This window comes from Lacrimispora sp. (assembly GCF_036758025.1).
Taxonomy (GTDB): Bacteria; Bacillota; Clostridia; order Lachnospirales; family Lachnospiraceae; genus Lacrimispora.
In genome coordinates this window covers 137,290-150,357 of sequence record NZ_DAIOXM010000006.1, presented here as the reverse complement: position 1 = coordinate 150,357, position 13,068 = coordinate 137,290, and the positions used below count along the sequence as shown (strand labels likewise).

Here is a 13,068-nt window from a genome sequence, read left to right as displayed (position 1 = left end):
GTCACAACTTGTTGCGACCGTCGCAACAGATTATCCGGTTACTTCTGCTTTCTTTTTAAGTATGTCGATAGCTCTCACCAAAATATCAGGAAGCGGTACTCCCATAAGTCCTGCATTTTCCACGATGGATATAAGCTCATTTGCCATGAAACCAATGATCACCGCATCTCTTATGTAACTCGTCCCGATGGACAGATCCAACCGGTGAGCCACCAGGACAAACAGGAGGGTCATGCACTTACGACAGAGCCCCTTAAAGCCGGCTTTTGATTCCAGGGCACCAGTTTCAGTCTTGGTACTTCTTTTGAAGATTCCGGCCACGGCCAATCCGGAAAGAAAATCAATACACATAAAAAGAACCAGGGTACCCAATCCGGTATCCCAGCCCCCAAATAATGACGCTATAAAGCTTCCCACGACTCCTGCGGCCGTACATAATATACTTTTCACTTTCATTTTCCTCACTCTTTCTTATAATAATGTGTAATGCGGTCGATCCTCACTGAACAGCCAGTGCCTCAACCAATCATCAAGTATAATCCCGGCCCCACTGATCCAAAACCATATCAGGCTAAACTTGGGACAGATCTGACCCAGGATGTTTCCAGGCATGTGGCTGTAATCCCAGACTCCCCAGCCCAGCCAGACATTTACCACGCAGCCGGTTAACAGCTCAAAGTATGTAATCAGAAACGTTCCGATAAGCATCTGTTTTATCAAGGACATCTGCCAGGGTATCCATTCATTGATCAGCCCCAGGGCTACAAAACAGATCCCGCCCAATATAAACATGGTCCAGTGGGATCGGCCACGGAAAAGCAGCTCCATGCCTATGTAAATAAATCCTCCCACCAGCCACAAGAACAAATATTTAAGTATCTGCTTCATCATTCTCCCCTCCGGCCATGGCGGCGATCTGCGCCAGATAGGCCTTTAAAACATCGGACTGATACTCCACCGGAATGTCGGCACCATAATAGATCCCCTGCAGCTCCTCCGCTGTCTCCACACTATCAATCCATGATCTTAAGCTATTCGCATAAGTGGTATGATATGAGGCATGGAACATGGCCTTTTCAATCAGTAAAGCTATGTCAGAAGCTGGATAGAAACGGCAGGATTGTCCATCTGCATGATAGATAATTTCTTGCGCTCCTGAGGCAATCTGCGCCTGTAGCCCGAAGAGGTTCAGCTGGTCGGTCTGGGACAGGCTGAAATGCTCATGGCCAGTAAACAATTCCACGGTGATTCCGTTGCAAATAATCTGGCCGCAGGCAGCGTTTACCTCTGCACGCTTTGCTTCTTTTAATTCCTCCAGGGTAGGCTGCCCGGAGGTTTGCACCTCCACCCCTACTCCGGTAATTTTTGACAGATGTGAGATATTACCGTTCAAGCCCGTCATTTGTGCTCTCTGAGCCATTATTTCATCCTGTATGGTTGGTGTCCGGTATTCAACAATAACAACTGCGTCCATTACCTCACTGCATGTTGTAGCATCAATTCTGACTGGAAATTCTAAGTCAGGTCTCATCTTACCCGTATACACCAGACCGCTTGATCTCCATTCTTCCACACCGTCTGCCGAATACTTGATAATTGTGGGATTCCCAGAAAGATTTCTATGTATATCTTCAATGCTATTTTCTCCAATGATTATTGCCACCGTGGCGGTATAACCACTTAAATTATTTAAGCTGCAACTACCATTTGCAATGTCGTAGGTTGTTTCACCTACTTTTATTTTCTCATTTTTCATTTTTATCCTCCTTAAGAATTAAATAGCTGTCAAGTAGGTACAGTTAAATGCCAAGGCTGTTGACGCCACTACATTACTATTGGGCTTAAAAACAATCTGACCAGTGGTACGAATATAGCAGTTCCCGGCATTTGACTGATTACTCACGGCACATGCGGTATCTATAAACGGTGCTGGAAACCCATTTATTGTATATTCGTTACCACCAGTTAATGTGGTTGATGTTATTATCCTTATCTGTATTGTTATCATTGCCATATTTGAATTTCCATGACGATTATACCCTGCCTGTATTGTTCCCCACGTACACGATAATCCAGTGTTTATGATATGAGTTATTTGTGTGCCGTTCTCATTGATAATCATGCCAGAACTAGCTTGAATATGTCCATTTGTACTACTTGGAACTGTGCCAACTATATGCAGTGTAGCCACACCTCGTACCTCAGATGTATATACATTATTTATGCCGGTGGAATTATTGATATATCCAGAAGCATCTGTAAATGTGGTTGCGATGCGCCTATTCGATATCATACAACCGTATATTTGCATCATTGGAGTTGCTCCACACTCAACTCCAATTTGATTTGTGGCAGTGCCTGCTATTCTAACATAACTTAGGACCACACGAAATGCGATAGATATATTGATAGCCGATTTTGAAGTTGTTGTAATATTTACACCGGACATCTGGATAGAGGCAAGGCATTTGGAGATAATTATGTTTGTGATATTGACGTTGGTGGATATTATACTAGCGTCATTGCTACGCAATTCTATGCGTCCGTTAGTATATCCTTGTATTCTAACTTCCTCCTCATAAGTCCCGTTCGCAATTATGATATTAACATTGCATCCTCCTAAATCTTTCGGGACTGAATCTAATGTACGTTGTATAGTTTTAAATGGATTTAAAAATGTACCATCACCGGTCACATCTGATCCGGTTGTTGCCACATAGTAGGTCATATCCGCTTCAAGAGGTTTAATATTCCTTAGAAATGCAAGTATTTTCCCCATGAACCGCTTAATAGTCTCACCTGCAGCCGGGATAGGAAATTTATTCTCATTGGGCTCCAGCGTCTCTACTACTGTTTCTGAGATATCTCCCAGTTTGTCGAGCTTGGCTCCATCCAAATCCTGTATGTCTTGTGCCGTGGCGGTCCCCGCAGGGTTAATCGTCAAAGACAATGAGCTTGCTTGCAAAAACGTGGCCTGGATCGTATAGATAAATGAGGACGGGGCCACACCGTTATATGCCGGCATTTCGTCCGGAGCCGTAGCCTGCGACACGGAAAACAAGACCTCTTCATTGCCGTCTGTGGCATACAAACCAATATTCTGAATCAAGTAAGATTCTGATATGCTCTCATTTCCGAACATGTTCCTGACACTTATCAGCGTGTCGTTTACCACCTGAACATTTGATGGGATAACTGTCTGCTGGATCCCCTCTAATGATGTGTAGCCCTTGAAATCCGTATCAGACGGATATATATGACTTGATGTAACTGCACGTGAAAATTGCATGGTTACCTCACCTGCAATCGACCGGGCCATCATTGCACGTCCAGCATTTGTGATCACTACTTTTTTATATACTCCCACAATAACCTCCTTATATAATTTGTGTATAGGTTCTTGACACCGCTGTTGCTGCATAGATGTCACTTGAAATATAATTAGTAACCTGCTGATTGGCTATTATCTGCATGTGTGCAGGAATGATATCCCATAAAAGATCATACAGGAGATTAACGGCTCCATACCGATCAGAGGTGACTTTAATGGTCAGGACGCAGGTTTTACTGTTTACTGTCAGAACATAACCACCAGCTCCGTAAAGCTCAGTCAAGCGGCTTCTCAAAAATCCAATGGAAAAAGGAACGACGGTATTATATCTCTGCAGGATGCGGCTCTTCCGATATTCCAACGTCTCACCATATTGATATGTAATCCCGAAGCGCTTTTCATAAAGGAGAATAGTATTTTCATCTGCTGTTTGAATAAAGCAGTTATTCCTCACCGCCTGAATGCTATTTTCAACCTCTTCCAGCTCCAACTCCTCCGCCTCCAGGAGCCTGTTAAATTCCAGAATGTCCTTAAACCATTCCGGGAGAAGCATTTTTAAGTCAACCGCCATTAATCGTCACCGTCCCCAACACTGGCACCTGTTGAACTGCCGAAGTCTCCACACACACCACATCCGATGCAGATCCGTTTATGGTTACATCAGTCACATTGACAATCTCCGGGATTGTAAGAATCGCATAGATAATCCTGGAGACATATACCGTCACGGCATATTCTATTTTTTGACCTTTCAGCATAGCTCCCCAAGACTGCCGGACTGATTCCAGATATTCCTCTATCTTTTCCTCAATCTGACTCCTGTAGGTTACTTCTCCGTTCTGCACGCTTGACAAAAACTGGACGGTCAGGGAGATATCAAGCACCAGTTCGGTACCCGTTCTAATGGTCACCGCAGCTCCGATCGGCGCCAGACCATACCCATTGGGGGAAGGCGCTGCATCTCCATCTTCCGGAGGACAAATCGTATTTTGTACCTGACTAATAAGCGTGCTGCCAGCGGGTACATAATTTCCGTCAAGAATACTGCACAATACTGTCCCTCCTCCCTGCCATGCCGGATATACCTGCACGGCCCCCACTCCCTCGATTGCAAGAATGGTATTACGATAGGATGCGATATTTCCGCCAAAAGAAGCGACATCGAATGTCGCAAAGTATCGTTCTCGCAGGGAAGCGTCCGTTTCTTCTTCTGTCCCCCCGGAAAGGAGATCTGTAAGCTGCGCCGAAGAAAGCCCGGTCACATAATCAACAGCGATCAGCTGGCCTGAATAATTATTTCCAACCTCACCTACCGTTTCACACTCCATTTTGTAAGCATACTCCCCGGATATCTGCTCAACAAATTCGATCGCTTTATACGTTAGATATCCACTTCCGGTGAGGGCTGAGAAACGAGAACCAACAGGCACCTGGATATTAAAAATTCCTTTTTTTACGGCTCGGGTGGAGGCTTTCCGGGAAAGGCCTCGCTCGGCCACCAGCATATCCAGCCAGTCCCCTCCAGCAGTTTCTGCATAGGCATTTTTTTGCACAGAATCCAGATCGAGGTACAAGCCCTCCATGTACCAGCTTTCGGGACCCAGGGCAGTCTGGATTATGGATCCCTCCCTTTTATCAATCGTATCCGGTACACGGCTTAGTTGAGCCGCCAGTATATTTGCATAAGTTTTTTTACTAAGATCAATCAAATTTCCACCTCCCCTGGGATCGTACCATACACGGTCTTGATTTCAAAAGTACATTTCAGCGTCCTCAGTTCCGAGGTATCAAACACAAAATTACCTACCGAAAGGAACCGCTTATCAACAGAAAAAGCCTCTTGAATACGTCTTTTCAACATGCTAGAAACGTACTCCGGGGGCTTCCCAATTAATTTTTTTAATTCTCTGCCAAAATTTGAAGTGTATATCTGCTCCTGATATCGCTCCACACTCAGCGCAATCTCCACGGCCTGCCTCATAGCCTCCAGACCGCCATCCACCTTTTTGATGGTACCAGTACTTTTATCCACTAAATATGTTTCTGTGGGATATTCTTTTTCTTCATATTCATAAACCGCTACTCCTGCAGAATCCGGTAATGTTGCCATCTTATCACCTACACTTTCGATATTGCTATATAATCCTGTCCCGCATTAACTTTCAATAGCAAAACCTTATCTCCGACTTTCAGACCAGGGTTTATAACTACAGTTTCTCCTTGCACAGTGACAGCCCGGTATCTCAAATTATCTACCATTGCTGCAACAGGCTCCATTACTTCCAATTGGGTAGCTTGAATCTTAAAGATCAGAGGAGAGGTGGAAACAACGGTAGCGTAGCCAGTATCCAGTAGGTCCATAGCTGACACCGTATCATTTATAATGAGTTTCAGCTGATCAATTAATTCCATACAACATCACTCCCCTTAAGTATTTATAATTTTAGCCTCAACACTCATGGTATGTTCTCCATCGGAAAAGATATGCTTTACCTTATCGAGAAGCAAAAAGAGCCCGGTTGAAAGCTCTGGAACATCTTTAATCTTAAACATTGCCATGGTCCCTGCCTTAAGCCCCGGCACGCCGCCGACACCGTCAACAGAGATTGTTTTAAGCACCCGGTTATAATAAGCCATCATTATATTTCCCTGCTGGCTGATTTGAGCCTCATTCAGGTTTTCATCTACCTTTTCATATTTCTGCAGGAGACCCCACTTTTTAATGGTGGCACTATCATTGAATACATAAGTATCTCCCTGTCCAGTTTCCTTATTGGGCCGGACAAGCTTCACCTGGTTATAAGTATCGGAGTCAATGTCAGACTTATAGGAATACTCCGTCAGCACGCTGCCATTTCCAATTAACACATTGGACATCATGTTCTTTGCCTCCCGGAGGCTGAGTTTTCCAAAATCATCATAAAAAACAAAAGTCCGTCCCGTATTGTACTGAGTTACCTGCAATCCATATTCAACAATATCCAGACACTCTGCGTTTTCTTTAGTCAGCGTGGGAATGGTGTATCCGGTATCCTCCAGGATTCCAACTTGAAGCTGCATATCCGTAGCGATCTGCTGTATTATTTCACCCAGCTTCTTTCCAACAAAGCTATAGCTCGCATTTGCCTTTAAATACCTCAATTGATCGTAAGCAGTAACGGAAACAACACCCCACCGATCCTGCTCAATAACAAAAACAAAGCCCAGAAAGATTTCTTTTCCATCAGCGTAAAATTGAACCTTTGCACCTTCTGTAAGATTGATGGGTTTTTCCTGGAGGTATGAGAATGTCAGCTTTCCTGCGCTGCCGTTCCTGTTTGTTGTATAATCAATCTTCTGGGTAATAGGAGCATAGTCATACATGGTATTGGCTTCGGCGTTGAATACCAAAAGTTTATAACTCATCCTGTCACCTGCAGCTGATCTGCTTTAATCCAGCCACGGCTCCCGCCGATCAGAATCGGATACGGCCTGGAAGCGTCTGGAATAATCCTTGAAACCGTCGTTGATAAGTTGTTTGCCGTACCGGTGGGCTTATCCCCATAACTGCTACTGTAATATGTACCGTTTGCGATCACCGTGGCGCCGACGCGCAGCTCTGGTGCTGCTGATAGGGGCCTCGGCTGTTCTTCGACTTGCACTGTCTGTGCGGGCTGTTCTGGCTGAGGAAGCGCAATCTTGATAGGAGCATAATCCCGATATTCTTTAAATTTGATCTTATAGTACACATCCCCAGCTTCCCCGCCTTTTTCTGTTGTCTCAAAGCTGTCAATCACTGCGCTGATATTGGTGTCGTACATGCGGCTTCCCCTGGCATCGTACCGGCTTATAACCAGATCGCATATTTCCTGATTGTCCATGGCGTCCTTTATGGCTTCCACGTAATCCCCTGGCTCTGTCCAATCATGTCCATAAATAAGGGGATCATCACTGTCTCCGGGAAAGTAAGATTCCCAGGACACCTCCATTAGGGACGGCAGCCTGGGAACAACGATTTCTCCTACATCTAATATGTCATAGATTTTGTGATCAGCAGGATAGGAAACCGTGTACTCTTTTGGATTGACCGGAAATTCAATAGTATCCCCGCCTATGTCCGCAAAAAACTTGTACTTATTCCTCATGGTTCGATCCTCCTATCCTACAACAACATTACTGCCAGACGCGTGCTGCGCCCCTAAAACATTACTTAAAGCCTTAAGCATGGAATCAACATCGGATCCCCCTCCGCCATTAACTGTCTGATTTATAGTGGCATTGGTTTGTGGTACAGTTAGGTTTACCAAGGCAACATACTGGCGCTCCGATAAATCCCGGAGGAGCTTAATATTCTCATCAGCAATATTTACATCCTGATCAATCTTGCCAACACTGCCAACCTTCCCAACCTTCCCTATATCTCCGGCTCCTGCACCAAGAGCGCCCATGCCAAGGCCCTCGCCCAGTTTGCCGGTAATGGATTCAAGGCTGAAATTCATATTGTCCATCTTTTTTCCAAGATCGGCACCAATTTCTCCTCCGGCTTTAGAGGTTGCACCAGTATCCAGCTTGGTCATTCTCTTTATTGTGACAGCCTGTTCTCCGAACTTATCATCAACCCAGTCACTTAAATTATTTCGAAAACCAGATATTGCTCCGGATATATTTGTTCCTGTTAAGGCGTCGATCGCATTGGCTACAGTTTCCACCATGCCCAAGATAGTGTCTAAAAGTCCGGATACTAAATGAGCCACTGCCGATACCGGATCGTTCATAAAGTTTGCAAAAAACTCTCCGAACGTAGCAAACAGATTCCATAAATCAGCTGCCAAATTATAACCTACTGCATAAACGAACCCAAAAACCGTTCCGGCAATCTGCCCTACCTGCTCAAATGTAACACCTGCTTGAGAGAGCCCCAATACCAACGCTCCAACCAGGGCTGCAATTAAGATAAACGGCCATGCTGCCGCTATCCATCCAGCTGCAACCGATAAGCCAGAAGCCAATCCCAAAGCTCCTGCAACAGCAAGAGCGACTCCCACACCTATCAGAAGTGGATAAATATAATCCCAGTTTTCAATGATGAAGCCAGCTCCCGAGGCCAGCATATCAATGGCTCCTCCTGCAACATCAGCAAGAATATCAATGGCCCCAATGACCCCTTCCAATGCCTTTTGGCCCGTGTCGCTGCTTAAGAATTCGTTCATTTTAACCAAGGCCTCATCCATGGAATGTACGGCGGCGTTTTTCATTAAGTTCCATGCCTGTCCCCAAGTCATTGGCATATCATCAAACTGTTCATTGATTTTGTCAGTAGCGGCCAGCATTGCATTTTTTACAATCTCGGCTGTAATTTCGCCGTCTGACGCCATCTCGCGAATTTTTCCAATAGGAACATTAAGATAATCCGCTATAGTCTGGATTACGTTTGGTGCAGCTTCGAACACTGCATTTAATTCCTCTCCCCTTAAAACCCCAGATCCTAGTGCTTGGGTAAGCTGCAGAGATGCGGAGGAAATTTCCTGCTGGCTGGCACCTGCAATGATAAACTGTTTGTTTAAATTCTCAACAAAAGCCACCACTTCATCACTTCCCGAAAAGGCATCCCCCGCCCTTTGCCCCAGTTTCGCCACAATATCAGCGGTTTGCAAATAACTGGTCCTGGTTCTTTGTGAAGACTGATATATAAGTTCTTGAATCCGTGCAGTTTCCTGCAGGCTGTTATTCATGTACTCGTTTCCCTGCCCACCCGTATTGGCGGCTGGCTGAAAGCCTTTATTCATGAGGTTTATGCGGGCCGTGGTCTGCGTCATTTTATCTGATAGCCCTAAAAGATCTTTTCCAATTTTAAAGCCAGCCGCCGCAACTACAATACGTTTAACCGTTGACAACAATTTGTCCGCTGAAACATTAGTTTCTTTTACTTTTTTATTATGATTATCCTGCTCTCTGGCTGCCTTAGAGGTATTACTTGCAATCTTGATCAACTGTGCTTCCAGACGATCAAATCCAGAAGCGGAGATCGCATTGGCGGATTCTCCGATCTGCCTCATATTCCCAATTACAGCGCCGGTAGCTCCTCCAATGGACCGGCGCATGGTCATTTCTGTTCTTGTGACGGATTGGTCAATGCGTTGCATCTGGCCGATAGCAGAATTTCCAAGATCAAGGAACTTGGAAAATGGCGCGCTGAACTGGTCGCTTAGTATAAAATTTTCTCTTATCTCTCCCATAGTTCCTCCTTATTTCTTGGACCTGTTATTGATTTCTTTTACGGCCATCTGATACAACAATATTTTTTCATTTTCTGGGAGGTCTGCTATCTCCCCAGGGAAGCGGCCGTGATTGATAAACATGTAATATGCCAGTTGCACGTCCATATCTTCCCCGTTTAGGAGTTTTTTGCTTCTTCCAGCTTCTTCCTGGGGTCTTTCAACCCATTAAGTTCCAGAATAGCCTCTGACAGGCGGCTGTATTCCCCAATGCTCAGCATCTGGGAAGGGACATCTAAAGGGTCCACTGTTCCATAATATTGACAAATCTCCTGGTCACTGAAATCAGGCTCCTGAACACAGGCGTGAACAAGCCTTTTTGTGTAAAGGATGTTATCCAGTTTTTCAACAGGAGTTCCATCAATCACTTCTTTGATTTTACTCATCTGGGAAAGCTTTTCGTTTTCTTTCTGCGAAATTGCCTTAATCACAAAAGGAGCCGGCTGCCCATTTTCATCTTGGAAGCGCTCAGAAATAACTACCTCTTTTGTTTTGCCAGATATTGATGGCTGTAAAAATGCTTTTAATGCGCTCATAAACTCTCCTATTCTCCCAGCTGTGCCGGGGATCCAAATGCGTTTAATACTTCTATATTGGTGAAACTGAATGAAACGTCCATGCTCAGGTAATCCGCACTATCATCCAATATCGCGATGGGAAGTTTGCTAAGCTTGACATTATAAAGGGCTACAGTCTGAGCCCCCACCGTCGTTCCCTTGTCGTCGTTTGTAATCTGAATAGTAAAATAGGGCAGCCTACCTGTTTTTAAATAAGTCTTTAACATATTAAGGAATTCAGGTGTACCATAATAAATTGTAAAGCTGCCAGTTAAGGTTACACCCTTGGTTTTCTTCTGCACCAAGTTAGTACCTACCACTGTAAAATCTGCCTCCTGAAACTCAGCGTCGGCCTGCATCTTCTTTAAGCCGAACATTTCTACATTTCGGCCATCAATCACAGCAAAGGCCCGGCCGGCTTTACCGTTTAAAGCATCCTGTTCTAATAAAAATGACATACTCTACCTCCTTGTTAATCTGTAAGGGTTGCTGTGATGTAAATCTTTTCGACAGCTGCCACCGGCTGGATCGCCAAAGTTATGACCACCGCATTGATCGCTTCTCCAGCTTCCACCACTACATCATCTGCAACAAAGTTCTGAATACCTCCGTTTGCCTGGATCTCATTTACATATCCAACGATCCAAGCCTTAAGCAAATCCCGGCCAGCTGAATTATTTGCTATCTTTCCTATGTAATTCTGGGAAAAGTTCTTGTAAACATCGTTTGCAATGGTATCCAGGGTTCGGATTACCTGGTTCAAGCTGAATGCTTCCCCTTTGTCCGGAGTGTAAGTAGTAAGGGTATTGATATCAGAAACCACCTTTACGCTTCCAAACTCCTCAAAGAACACAATCTGACCTTTACTCAGTGCCTCGTCAATCTCCGATGCGGTCAGGCGGGGAGAAACATTTACAGCGTCTGGATATTGTGCGTATACCAGGGATTCACTGTAATTCGCCCCGGCCTCTGCTCCTCCAACCCACCAGGTAGTCTGCTGCGGAGTGAGAATTGATTCATTTGACAGAACCACCCCATTTCTCACGGAAATAACGGCATCAGAATCGCTCTGGACGCCTGCCATAACAGCCTGGCACTTCTTACCCAGATTATCCCGCATCCTCTTAATGAAAGCCACATAAGCGGCCTGAACGGTGCTGTCCGCCCCGTCATAGATCAGGACGTTAAAGGTGTAAGGCTCCAAAGCTGTAAGAAATGCGGAATACGCTGCACTGCTTACAGTTCCATCAATACCTCCGGTCAAGGAAGTTCCTGCGCTGGCTGCTAAATCTCCGGTTCCTGAAAATACAACCCAGTCATTACCCTGCAAATTTGCAACAGTCTTTCCGGCCTGGGTGTGCTTCACGGCTCCATCAACAACAGTTTGTACTGTGAAACTACCTTCATTGTCCGGATCTGCTATGATTGTAATAGAAACGTCATTTCCCCTCACTCCGTTGTACTTTGCAGTAGCAGTAAGCGGCTCAATAGTAGCGGTTGCCTTAGCGGCCCCGATAGCGCTTGGACGATATAGCATAACCTTTACGGGCCCTTTTGTGTGTCCGCTGCCTTTAAAAATCTCCCTCAAAAACAGGGCTTTGTCATTGGCAGAGTCGTATCCAATATATGGTGTGAAGTCATCACCCACATGAATGGTCATGATCTCACCCTCTGGTCCCCAGGACAACGGCTCACAGATAGCAACCACGCCCCGATCTCCCACGCTGACAGCCTGTGCCATACTTGATTTAACATTGATGTAAACACCGGGCTGCTTTTTATTTTGACTGGTCCATGTTCCTCCGGCCATTTATGATCCCTCCTTCTTATCAAAAAACTGATTTAATATTTTCTTTGCCGCATTAATGGTGTACTCCGGATCAGGAAGTAACACTCTGGCAAAATCCTGCTGATAGTTTGCAAACCCTTTGCTCTTAAGCAGGGATTCTGTCTTATATTTAACTGGTGTCTTTTTATTTGTCATCCTGTTTTATACCTCCTTTATAGGATTCTACTGATTCAATCGAGGGAGTATTGTCCGGGTGAGAAACAATAGCTTTAACTTTGAACTGGTAATGCAGCTCTTCATCATCAATCTTCCATTCTCGTTCATAGGTTCGCAACTCTCCTCCATCATAGGGAATAAACTCCAGAGCAAAGTCCAGCTGATCAGCAACAGACACCAGCTGATCATGCGCATCCGGATCGTTTCTTTCAACCAGATACACCACATCAATTCCGATATTTCGCATATAGCGGCGCCCCATTTGGTTTTCTGTTTCAGTTGGCATGAAGAATATAAAAAAGCAAGGAACATCTGTCCCCTGCTGATTTGGATTGCTATATACTGAAATATCCGGATAATTTTCTTTCAAAACTCCACCGATGGAGTCCAATAACTGCGCAAGCGTAAATGTCATTTAAAATTCTCCTTCACCCGCTTATCAAGTTCCCGTTTTACAATATTTTTATATCGCCCTATGGCGGCCTGCTTCATGTATTTACCTTGTACATAAGGGGTTTTCGTTCCCACCATGATACCACCAAGGCTGGGGTCTACTTTTTCAAGCATACCCCCATTAACTACTAAGCCGGGAACAAAGTGTTCATCCATACGGTGTCCATCATTTACATAAGACGCATATTGCATATTATTAGCAAGAGCAGTCCGGACACTTCCTCCAGTTATAACCGGCTTTGTAATGCTATCCAGCGCCCATGCCTGCGCCATATCCCCTGATCGGGTTCCGGTTCCGGATATAGCGGATCCATTTGGTGGAGTTAATTCCGTTGCCCGTTCTACAGCCGCAATCGTGGCTCCTTCCATGACCTCCGCCATAATCTTCGGTACATTCTGCCCTTGCGTTCGAAGCTGCTCCAGGCGCTTCCTGGTTGCCTGACCAAAGGTTGACATTTAAGTCCCTCC

The 13,068-nt window shown here is 45.0% G+C and carries 17 protein-coding genes; all 17 read right to left on the bottom strand.

Going from position 1 to position 13,068, the window contains the following annotated elements; genetic code table 11:
* Positions 1 to 30 precede the first annotated feature (30 nt).
* Positions 31 to 450, bottom strand: a complete 420-nt coding sequence (locus tag V7M78_RS07635) for a phage holin family protein (protein ID WP_333648069.1) — start codon at positions 448 to 450, stop codon at positions 31 to 33.
* 21 nt (positions 451 to 471) lie between these two features.
* The gene (locus V7M78_RS07630; RefSeq protein WP_442914633.1) at positions 472 to 888 is read right to left on the bottom strand and encodes a putative ABC transporter permease; all 417 of its coding nucleotides are present in this window, start codon (positions 886 to 888) and stop codon (positions 472 to 474) included.
* A complete protein-coding gene (locus tag V7M78_RS07625) occupies positions 872 to 1,756 on the bottom strand; it encodes a DUF4376 domain-containing protein (protein WP_333648065.1) in 885 nt (294 codons plus the stop codon). The genes V7M78_RS07630 and V7M78_RS07625 overlap by 17 nt, the downstream gene beginning before the upstream one ends.
* 18 nt (positions 1,757 to 1,774) lie before the next feature.
* On the bottom strand, positions 1,775 to 3,367 hold the full coding sequence (locus V7M78_RS07620) for a hypothetical protein (protein ID WP_333648063.1): 1,593 nt from the start codon (positions 3,365 to 3,367) through the stop codon (positions 1,775 to 1,777).
* Positions 3,368 to 3,377: 10 nt separating this feature from the next.
* On the bottom strand, positions 3,378 to 3,902 hold the full coding sequence (locus V7M78_RS07615) for a putative phage tail protein (RefSeq protein ID WP_333648060.1): 525 nt from the start codon (positions 3,900 to 3,902) through the stop codon (positions 3,378 to 3,380).
* Positions 3,892 to 5,040 (bottom strand): baseplate J/gp47 family protein, encoded by a 1,149-nt coding sequence (locus V7M78_RS07610; RefSeq protein ID WP_333648058.1) that lies wholly within the window; start codon positions 5,038 to 5,040, stop codon positions 3,892 to 3,894. The genes V7M78_RS07615 and V7M78_RS07610 overlap by 11 nt, the downstream gene beginning before the upstream one ends.
* Positions 5,037 to 5,441: a DUF2634 domain-containing protein gene (locus V7M78_RS07605; protein WP_333648056.1), complete on the bottom strand. Its 405-nt coding sequence runs from the start codon at positions 5,439 to 5,441 to the stop codon at positions 5,037 to 5,039. The genes V7M78_RS07610 and V7M78_RS07605 overlap by 4 nt, the downstream gene beginning before the upstream one ends.
* 8 nt (positions 5,442 to 5,449) lie before the next feature.
* The gene (locus tag V7M78_RS07600; protein WP_333648054.1) at positions 5,450 to 5,743 is read right to left on the bottom strand and encodes a DUF2577 family protein; all 294 of its coding nucleotides are present in this window, start codon (positions 5,741 to 5,743) and stop codon (positions 5,450 to 5,452) included.
* 15 nt (positions 5,744 to 5,758) lie between these two features.
* Positions 5,759 to 6,736, bottom strand: a complete 978-nt coding sequence (locus V7M78_RS07595) for an XkdQ/YqbQ family protein (RefSeq protein ID WP_333648052.1) — start codon at positions 6,734 to 6,736, stop codon at positions 5,759 to 5,761.
* Positions 6,733 to 7,455: a hypothetical protein gene (locus V7M78_RS07590; protein WP_333648050.1), complete on the bottom strand. Its 723-nt coding sequence runs from the start codon at positions 7,453 to 7,455 to the stop codon at positions 6,733 to 6,735. Before V7M78_RS07590 ends, V7M78_RS07595 begins: the two co-directional genes overlap by 4 nt.
* Positions 7,456 to 7,467: 12 nt before the next feature.
* Positions 7,468 to 9,546, bottom strand: coding sequence for a tape measure protein (locus tag V7M78_RS07585; protein WP_333648048.1), 2,079 nt, complete (start codon positions 9,544 to 9,546; stop codon positions 7,468 to 7,470).
* Between the two features lie 158 nt (positions 9,547 to 9,704).
* Positions 9,705 to 10,121: a phage tail assembly chaperone gene (locus V7M78_RS07580; RefSeq protein WP_333648046.1), complete on the bottom strand. Its 417-nt coding sequence runs from the start codon at positions 10,119 to 10,121 to the stop codon at positions 9,705 to 9,707.
* 8 nt (positions 10,122 to 10,129) lie between these two features.
* Complete coding sequence (locus V7M78_RS07575; protein ID WP_333648044.1) at positions 10,130 to 10,600, bottom strand: phage tail tube protein; 471 nt, start codon at positions 10,598 to 10,600, stop codon at positions 10,130 to 10,132.
* Positions 10,601 to 10,614: 14 nt separating this feature from the next.
* The gene (locus tag V7M78_RS07570; RefSeq protein ID WP_333648042.1) at positions 10,615 to 11,952 is read right to left on the bottom strand and encodes a phage tail sheath family protein; all 1,338 of its coding nucleotides are present in this window, start codon (positions 11,950 to 11,952) and stop codon (positions 10,615 to 10,617) included.
* Positions 11,953 to 12,126, bottom strand: a complete 174-nt coding sequence (locus V7M78_RS07565) for a hypothetical protein (protein ID WP_333648040.1) — start codon at positions 12,124 to 12,126, stop codon at positions 11,953 to 11,955.
* Positions 12,116 to 12,562, bottom strand: a complete 447-nt coding sequence (locus tag V7M78_RS07560; RefSeq protein ID WP_333648038.1) for a phage tail terminator family protein — start codon at positions 12,560 to 12,562, stop codon at positions 12,116 to 12,118. The genes V7M78_RS07565 and V7M78_RS07560 overlap by 11 nt, the downstream gene beginning before the upstream one ends.
* Entirely contained in the window at positions 12,559 to 13,056 is a 498-nt protein-coding gene (locus V7M78_RS07555) for an HK97 gp10 family phage protein (protein WP_333648036.1), read from the bottom strand. The genes V7M78_RS07560 and V7M78_RS07555 overlap by 4 nt, the downstream gene beginning before the upstream one ends.
* Between the last annotated feature and the right edge of the window lie 12 nt (positions 13,057 to 13,068).